Annotated in this window: 7 protein-coding genes; 6 read left to right on the plus strand and 1 reads right to left on the minus strand. The window is 62.2% G+C overall.

Annotated features, from left to right (window positions below):
• The 4 genes from ACXJ7R_RS19465 to ACXJ7R_RS19480 all read left to right on the plus strand — a co-directional run.
• On the plus strand, positions 1-1,297 hold a 1,297-nt coding region (locus ACXJ7R_RS19465), incomplete at its 5' end, for an NADH-quinone oxidoreductase subunit M (RefSeq protein WP_457153269.1).
• Positions 1,298-1,316: 19 nt separating this feature from the next.
• On the plus strand, positions 1,317-2,753 hold the full coding sequence (nuoN, locus tag ACXJ7R_RS19470; protein ID WP_457153270.1) for an NADH-quinone oxidoreductase subunit NuoN: 1,437 nt from the start codon (positions 1,317-1,319) through the stop codon (positions 2,751-2,753).
• A 5-nt stretch (positions 2,754-2,758) separates the two neighbouring features.
• Complete coding sequence (locus tag ACXJ7R_RS19475; protein ID WP_457153271.1) at positions 2,759-3,580, plus strand: biotin--[acetyl-CoA-carboxylase] ligase; 822 nt, start codon at positions 2,759-2,761, stop codon at positions 3,578-3,580.
• Between the two features lie 34 nt (positions 3,581-3,614).
• On the plus strand, positions 3,615-5,285 hold the full coding sequence (locus ACXJ7R_RS19480) for a ribonuclease J (RefSeq protein ID WP_457153272.1): 1,671 nt from the start codon (positions 3,615-3,617) through the stop codon (positions 5,283-5,285).
• Between the two features lie 15 nt (positions 5,286-5,300).
• Here the strand turns inward: ACXJ7R_RS19480 and ACXJ7R_RS19485 are convergent, their stop codons facing one another.
• Positions 5,301-6,164, minus strand: coding sequence for an MBL fold metallo-hydrolase (locus ACXJ7R_RS19485; protein ID WP_457153273.1), 864 nt, complete (start codon positions 6,162-6,164; stop codon positions 5,301-5,303).
• A gap of 189 nt (positions 6,165-6,353) precedes the next feature.
• Between ACXJ7R_RS19485 and mce the strand changes: the two genes are divergently transcribed.
• The gene (gene mce / locus ACXJ7R_RS19490; RefSeq protein ID WP_457153274.1) at positions 6,354-6,758 is read left to right on the plus strand and encodes a methylmalonyl-CoA epimerase; all 405 of its coding nucleotides are present in this window, start codon (positions 6,354-6,356) and stop codon (positions 6,756-6,758) included.
• The gene (locus ACXJ7R_RS19495) at positions 6,755-7,039 is read left to right on the plus strand and encodes a DUF1467 family protein (RefSeq protein ID WP_457153275.1); all 285 of its coding nucleotides are present in this window, start codon (positions 6,755-6,757) and stop codon (positions 7,037-7,039) included. The genes mce and ACXJ7R_RS19495 overlap by 4 nt, the downstream gene beginning before the upstream one ends.
• Positions 7,040-7,674: the final 635 nt, after the last annotated feature.

Raw genomic sequence — 7,674 nt, forward strand, 5'->3', positions numbered from 1 at the left:
TGCCTGGCTCGACTCCGGCATCTCCTACCATATGGGCGTCGACGGCATTTCAATGCTGTTCGTCATCCTGACGACATTCCTGATGCCGCTCTGCATCCTGGCCTCGTGGGAAGCGATCGAGAAGCGCGTCAAGGCCTACATGATCGCCTTCCTGCTGCTCGAAACGCTGATGATCGGCGTGTTCTGCGCGCTGGACATCGTGCTGTTCTACGTCTTCTTCGAGGCTGGCCTGATCCCGATGTTCATCATCATCGGCGTCTGGGGCGGCAAGCGGCGCGTCTATGCCTCGTTCAAGTTCTTCCTCTACACGCTGGCCGGCTCGGTGCTGATGCTGCTCGCCATCATGGCGATGTTCTATCAGTCCGGCACGACCGACATCCCGACGCTTTTGACGCACAATTTCCCGGCCAACATGCAGACCTGGTTGTGGCTCGCCTTCTTCGCCTCCTTCGCGGTGAAGATGCCGATGTGGCCGGTGCACACCTGGCTGCCTGACGCGCATGTCGAAGCGCCGACAGCGGGCTCGGTGATCCTGGCCGCAATCCTGCTCAAGATGGGCGGGTACGGCTTCCTGCGCTTCTCGCTGCCGATGTTCCCGCTGGCGTCGGAAATGTTCGCGCCGCTGGTGTTCACGCTGTCGGTCGTCGCCATCATCTACACCTCGCTGGTGGCGCTGATGCAGGAGGACATGAAGAAGCTGATCGCCTATTCCTCGGTCGCCCATATGGGCTTCGTGACCATGGGCATCTTCGCCATGAACCAGGAAGGCGTGCAGGGCGCGATCTTCCAGATGCTCAGCCACGGCCTTGTCTCGGGCGCGCTGTTCCTGTGCGTCGGCGTTATCTACGACCGCATGCACACGCGCGAGATCGACGCCTATGGCGGGCTGGTCAACAACATGCCGAAATACGCCACCGTGTTCATGGTCTTCACCATGGCCAATGTCGGCCTGCCCGGCACCAGCGGCTTCGTCGGCGAGTTCCTGACCATGCTCGGCGTCTTCCGGGTCAACACCTGGGTGGCGTTCTTCGCAGCCACCGGCGTCATCCTGTCGGCAGCCTATGCGCTGTGGCTCTATCGCCGGGTGATTTTCGGCGCGCTGACCAAGGACAGCCTGAAGGGCCTGCTCGATCTGTCGCCGCGCGAGAAGGTGATCATCTACCCGCTGGTCGTGCTGGTCATATTCTTCGGCGTCTATCCGGCGCCCGTCTTCGACGCGACGGCCCAATCGGTCAAGTCGCTCGTCACCAATGTCACTGCATCCATCGGCGCCGCGCAGACCGCGGCGGCGAATTAACCCAAGGGTTTTGCGAACCATGACGCCGGACCTTCTCTCCAGCCTGTCGCTGTCGACGCCAGAGCTGATCCTCGCCATCGGCGCGCTGGCGCTGCTGATGGTCGGCGCCTATTCGCGCGCCAACACCGCCAATACGGTGACCGGCCTCGCAGTCGCCGTGCTGGTGTTATCAGGCGCCTGGCTGGTCTTCCGCACGGGGCAGGGCAGCGCCTATGGCAATGCCTTCATCCAGGATTCCTTCGCCCACTTCATGAAGGTGCTGGCGCTGATCGGCTCGGCGGTGACGCTGGTGATGTCGATGCGCTTTGCCAAAGCGGAGCATTTCGACAAATTCGAATATCCGGTGCTGATCCTGCTTTGCACGCTCGGCATGATGCTGATGATCTCGGCCAACAGCATGATCGGGCTCTATCTCGGCCTCGAACTGCAATCGCTGGCGATCTACGTGCTGGCGGCGATCAACCGTGACAATCTGCGTTCGACCGAGGCCGGCCTGAAGTATTTCGTCCTCGGCGCACTGTCGTCGGGCATGCTCCTCTATGGCATCAGCCTGGTCTACGGCTACACCGGCAACACCGGCTTCCAGGAGATCGCCACGGCGTTGGGCAGCGGCGAGCGCCAGCTTGGCCTGGTTTTCGGTCTGGTCTTCGTGTTGGCCGGCCTTGCCTTCAAGATCTCGGCGGTGCCGTTCCACATGTGGACGCCCGACGTCTATGAAGGCGCGCCGACGCCGGTGACGGCCTTCCTGGCGGCCGCTCCCAAGATGGCGGCGATGGCGCTGATGGTGCGCGTCACCATGGGCGCGTTCAAGCCGATCGCCTCGGACTGGCAGCAGATCATCGTCTTCATCTCGATCGCCTCGATGGCGCTCGGCGCCTTCGCGGCGATCGGCCAGACCAACATCAAGCGACTGATGGCCTATTCCTCGATCGGCCACATGGGCTACGCGCTGGTCGGCCTTGCCGCCAACAGCCAGGCGGGCGTGCGTGGCGTCGCCATCTACATGCTGATCTACCTGGTGATGACGCTCGGCACCTTCGCCTTCATCCTCGCCATGCGGCGCAAGGAAGGCAATGTCGAGTTGATCAGCGACCTGGCCGGTCTGTCGTCGACCAACCCGATCATGGCGACGATCCTGACCATCCTGATGTTCTCGCTGGCCGGCATTCCGCCGCTCGCCGGCTTCTGGGGGAAATGGTACGTCTTCCTCGCCGCCATCAACGCCAACCTCTACGCGCTGGCGATCATCGGCGTGCTGGCCTCGGTGGTGGGTGCTTATTATTATCTGCGCATCATCAAGATCATGTGGTTCGATGAGCCGGTTGGCGGCTTTGTGCCGATGGCGAGTGAACTGCGCCTGGTGCTCGGCGTCAGTGGCGCCTTCGTGCTGTTCTACGTGCTGATCGGCGGGCCGATCGGCACCTATGCCGAAGCCGCTGCCAAGACATTTTTCTAAACGGCATGGCGTTTCGGCTGGCTCCTACCTCGGCGTCGGAAGGGTTCCGGCTCGAGGCACATGACAGCGTCGGCTCCACCAATGCGCTGGCGCTGGACCATGCCCGGGCGGGCGACCCCGGCAGATTGTGGGTCGTTTCCAAGAAGCAGGAAAGCGGGCGCGGGCGGCGCGGCCGTGTCTGGGCGACGCCGGAAGGCAACCTCGCGGCGACGCTGCTTGTCATCACCACTGCCGAGCTTCGTCTTGCCGCGACGCTGGGCTTCGTCGCCGGGCTGGCGCTGGCCGATGCGCTCGACGCGGTCGTGCCGAAGGGCCGGATCGCCATAGGCCTCGACGGCGCAAGTGCGGGCAAAAACCGGTTCGAGCTGAAATGGCCGAACGACGTGCTTGCCGCCGGCGCCAAGCTGGCCGGCATCCTGCTGGAATCGGCGATCCTGGACGGCGGCCGTTTCGCCGTGGCTGTCGGCATCGGCGTCAATGTTGTGGCTTATCCCGAAGATTTGCCCTATCCGGCAACTTCATTGCGCGCGCTGGGCGCGACATGCGATGCGGAAACATTGTTTCTGGCGCTGTCGGATGCCTGGAGCGAGAATGCCCGGTTGTGGGATGAGGGGCGCGGACTTGCCGCCGTCAGGCAACGCTGGCTGGCACGGGCGGCGGGGCTTGGCGGCGAGGTTGCTGTCAGAATTGACGGCAATGTGGTGCGTGGCGTGTTTGAAACCATTGACGAGGACTGCCGTTTCGTGATCCGCGACGATCAAGGTTCTATTCTGACGATCGCCGCCGGCGACGTGCATTTCGGCGCGGTCGCGTCTGCCCGCGTCTAACGGGCTTGGCCTGAGGGTCAGGAAGGGAAAAATCATGGCGAAAGCGGAAAACGCCGAACTCGTCTTCGTGCCGCTCGGCGGCGTCGGCGAGATCGGCATGAACTTCGCCCTCTATGGCTACGGCCCGCCGAGCGCGCGCGAGTGGATCGTCATCGATGTCGGCGTGACCTTTCCCGATGCCAGCCTGCCGGGCGTCGACCTGGTGCTGCCCGATACGCGCTTCATCGAGGAGAACCTCGCCAATCTGCGCGGCATCATCATCACGCATGCGCATGAAGACCATTATGGCGCGCTGCTCGACACCTGGCCGAAGCTGAAGGCCCCGGTCTGGATGACGCCGTTCAGCGCCGGCCTGCTCGAAGCCAAGCGGCAGGGCGAACAGGGCGCGCCGAAGATCCCGCTGACCATTTACCGGGCGGGCGAGAAATTCACGGTCGGCCCGTTCGAGATCGAAGCCATTCCCGTAGCGCACTCGATTCCCGAGCCGATGTCGCTGGCGATCACGTCGCCGGCCGGCACCGTCATCCACACCGGCGACTGGAAGATCGATCCAGAGCCGACGATCGGCCCGAAGACCGACGAGGCGCGTTTCCGCGCCTATGGTGACAAGGGTGTTCTGGCGCTGATCTGCGATTCGACCAATGCGCTGCGGGAAGGCGAGTCGCCTTCGGAAGTCGCCGTGGGCGAGGGCCTCAAGGGCGTCATCCAAGCAGCCAAGGGCCGCGTCGCCGTCACCACTTTCTCCTCCAATGTCGGCCGCATCGTCTCCATTGCCAAGGCGGCGCGCGATGCCGGACGCCAGTGCCTGGTGCTCGGCCGTTCGCTGAAGCGGGTGATCGATGTGGCTGATGAACTCGGTTACATGGACGGGCTGCCCGAGTTCATCGCCGAAGAGGATTTTGGCTTCATCCCGCGCGAAAACCTGGTGATCATCTGCACTGGCAGCCAGGGCGAGCCTTTGGCGGCGCTGGCCAAGCTGTCGCGCGAAGAAATGAAATCGGTGTCGCTGACGGCCGGCGATACGGTGGTGTTTTCCTCGCGTACGATCCCCGGCAATGAAAAGGCGATCCTCGAGATCAAGAACCGCCTGATCGACCTCGGCATCAAGATCATCGAGGACGGCGACGCGCTGGTGCATGTTTCAGGCCACCCGCGGCGCAGCGAATTGCGCAAGATGTACGAATGGGTGCGGCCGCAGATCGGCGTTCCCGTGCATGGCGAGGCAGCGCATCTGGTGGCGCAGGGGTCGCTGATGTCGACCTCCGGCATCGGCCAGGTGGCGCAGGTGCGCGACGGCGACATGCTCAGGCTCGCTCCCGGCCCCGCCACCATTATCGACCAGGTGCCGTTCGGGCGCATCTACAAGGACGGCAGTCTGATCGGCACCGATCAGGCGATGGGCATTCGCGATCGGCGCAAGCTGTCCTTTGCCGGCCATGTCGCGGTCAATGTCGTGCTCGACGACAAATATGAGCTTGCCGGCGATCCCGATCTGGTTGCCATCGGCGTCGCCGAGGCCGATGCAAGCGGTGAGACGCTCGAGGATCTGATGATCGACGCGGCAGTCGGCGCCGTGGATTCGATCCCCCGCCAGCGGCGAAAGGATCTCGACCTGGTGCAAGAGGCGGTACGGCGCGCCGTACGCGGCGCTGCCAACGAAGCGTGGGGCAAGAAACCGCTGGTGACGGTGTTCGTCACCCGGTGAGGGTGGCAGCGTTCGCTACACGTTCAGCTGATAGCTGACGGGAAGCCAGCGAAAAGAGCCGTCTAGCTGCTCGACGTAGCCCAGTCCTGGAAATGGCATGTGGTGGCCAGCGATCAACAGACGCTGTTCCGCGGCCATCTTCAGCAGTCGCTTGCGGGTCTCGATGGCCAGGTCTTTGTCATCATCCAGATCGGCACGCCACTCCGGCCGCTGGATGGACACGACATAGTGCAGGAAGGCGTCCGACCAGATGAGCAATTGCTGTCCGTCGCTTTCGACGAGAAACGCCAGCAGCCCGGGAGAATGACCGGCTGCGTCGATGGCGGCAATGCCAGGCGCAACCTTGTCCCCGGGTGCTATGAATGCTGCCCGGCCGGCCAGGTTGCTGCAAATGCGCCTGAATAGATCGCGGCTTTTCAATCTGGCCTCGCGCACCGCATTTCCCTCGGTCCAGAAGCTGAATTCCGCCGCGCCGAATACATAGCGTGCCCGCCTGAAAACGGGTTCGCCATCCTTCACAAGTCCTCCGATGTGATCCGGGTGCCCGTGGGTGATGATCACCACATCAATGTCATCARGCCCGAGCCCAAGGTCCTGCAGACAATCCAAAAGCGAACTGTCCGCATCTCCGCATCCGGTGTCGAACAGGATCTTTTCGGAACCGGTGTCGATCAGCGTCGGGATGAAACAGTGCTCGTAGCGATCGCGGTCGATGAAGTTCGAGACAGCGAGTTCGTGCACTGCGGTTGACGACTGTCCAGGTGCCAGGGCCGATGCAAGGTTGTTGCGAACATCGACGGCATCGAGCAAAGCGGCAACTTTGAATGAGCCAAGACCGAATGTGAAAACGCGTGGGCGGGAAGGGTGGGCGTCGAACATTTGCCGTTTGTACTTCGCAGTTGCCGGTTGGAACAGCCTGGGCGGTGATTTTGAAACTCTCTGTCCGTTCAAGAGCGTTCGAGGACGGCTCGTCAAAGTGCGACAGTGCGCGCCTGGTGAAAGGCTGTTGATATCAGTCGATTTGACGTATGACGCCAGCCATCGGGACCCAGAAGGGAATGCTCGGATATGCTCGGTCGCCTGAACCATGTTGCGCTTGCAGTGCCGGATCTGGCTGCGGCCGTCGCCGCCTATCGCAACACGCTCGGCGCCGAAGTGACGGAGCCGCAGGCACTGCCGGAGCACGGTGTGACCGTGGTGTTCGTCAATGTCGGCAACACCAAGATCGAACTTCTGGAGCCGCTGGGCGAGGGCTCGCCGATCGCCGCCTTCCTGGAGAAGAATCCGTCCGGCGGGATGCACCATCTTTGCTACGAGATCGACGACATCCTGGCCGCACKCGACCAGCTCAAGGCCGCAGGCGCGCGCGTGCTGGGTGACGGCAATCCGAAGACCGGTGCGCATGGCAAGCCGGTGCTGTTCCTGCATCCGAAGGATTTCTTCGGTACGCTGATCGAACTGGAGCAATCATGAGCTGGGTATCGTTCACCGCACTTTTCTTCGCCACCTGGTGGATCGTGCTGTTCGTCGTGCTGCCGTTCAGCGTCAGCACACAGGACGACGATCACGACGTGACGCTGGGCACGGTTCCAAGTGCGCCGCGCGGCCCGCATATGCTGCGCGCCATCCTGCGAACCACCGTCGCGACGGCGGTTCTCATGGGCATTTTCTACGGCCTGACGAAAGGGTTGGGATACAGCCTTGACGAGGTGCCGCACATCATTCCGGAATTCAGTCAGACGCCAACGAAATAGGCCTTTTCAGGCCGCGTTTCAGCCGATTCGAGATCGACACGATATCGCCTGGAGGCCATGGCGATTCTGGCTTTGTGCCGGTTGACGCAAGGTCATCCAGTTTATCAATCTCTGCTGCTAACCAGATGTTTGCACAAAAAAAATGCAAGGCACAAGGCCTTGCAATTTAAACGCGTCCGATCTGTTTCCGGTTTCCGGCGGCAGCGAGTTACCGCGCCTAGATCGCATCCTCCCAAGACTTTGACCGCGTAGGAGAGCAGATTTTTCTCTACCCTCTCGGTTATCGGGGCACATTAGCCCAACGCGAATGAAAATGTCACGTAGAATTTTGCCTTGAAACRGGCATTCTCGTGCTGCACTGCACAATAGTGTGGCAGGCTTTGCTTGGGAAACGACCAATAAGACGCGCGCGGCACTGCAGCATCCCTGGAACGCCGGGTGTCCGAGGCACGCGCAAGGACGCTCTGGCACGTTCGACCCCATGTATCGTGCCTTTCCGAAAGCCGATTTCCGATTTTCGGATCGATGCGTCCGGGTTTCCATTCCGCCATGAAATGGCTATGAAGCCGGGGCAAGCAAGCCCGGGTCGCGCCGATTCCCGCGCGGCCATCCTCACTCACGGACCAGTCCATGCG

The sequence above is a fragment of the Mesorhizobium sp. P5_C1 genome, assembly GCF_054049815.1.

Excerpts from the sequence above, each read along its gene's own strand:
- nuoN (WP_457153270.1), top strand. The coding sequence starts at position 1,317 with ATGACGCCGGACCTTCTCTCCAGCCTGTCGCTGTCGACGCCAGAGCTG.
- ACXJ7R_RS19475 (WP_457153271.1), top strand. The coding sequence starts at position 2,759 with ATGGCGTTTCGGCTGGCTCCTACCTCGGCGTCGGAAGGGTTCCGGCTC.
- ACXJ7R_RS19480 (WP_457153272.1), top strand. The coding sequence starts at position 3,615 with ATGGCGAAAGCGGAAAACGCCGAACTCGTCTTCGTGCCGCTCGGCGGC.
- ACXJ7R_RS19495 (WP_457153275.1), top strand. The coding sequence starts at position 6,755 with ATGAGCTGGGTATCGTTCACCGCACTTTTCTTCGCCACCTGGTGGATC.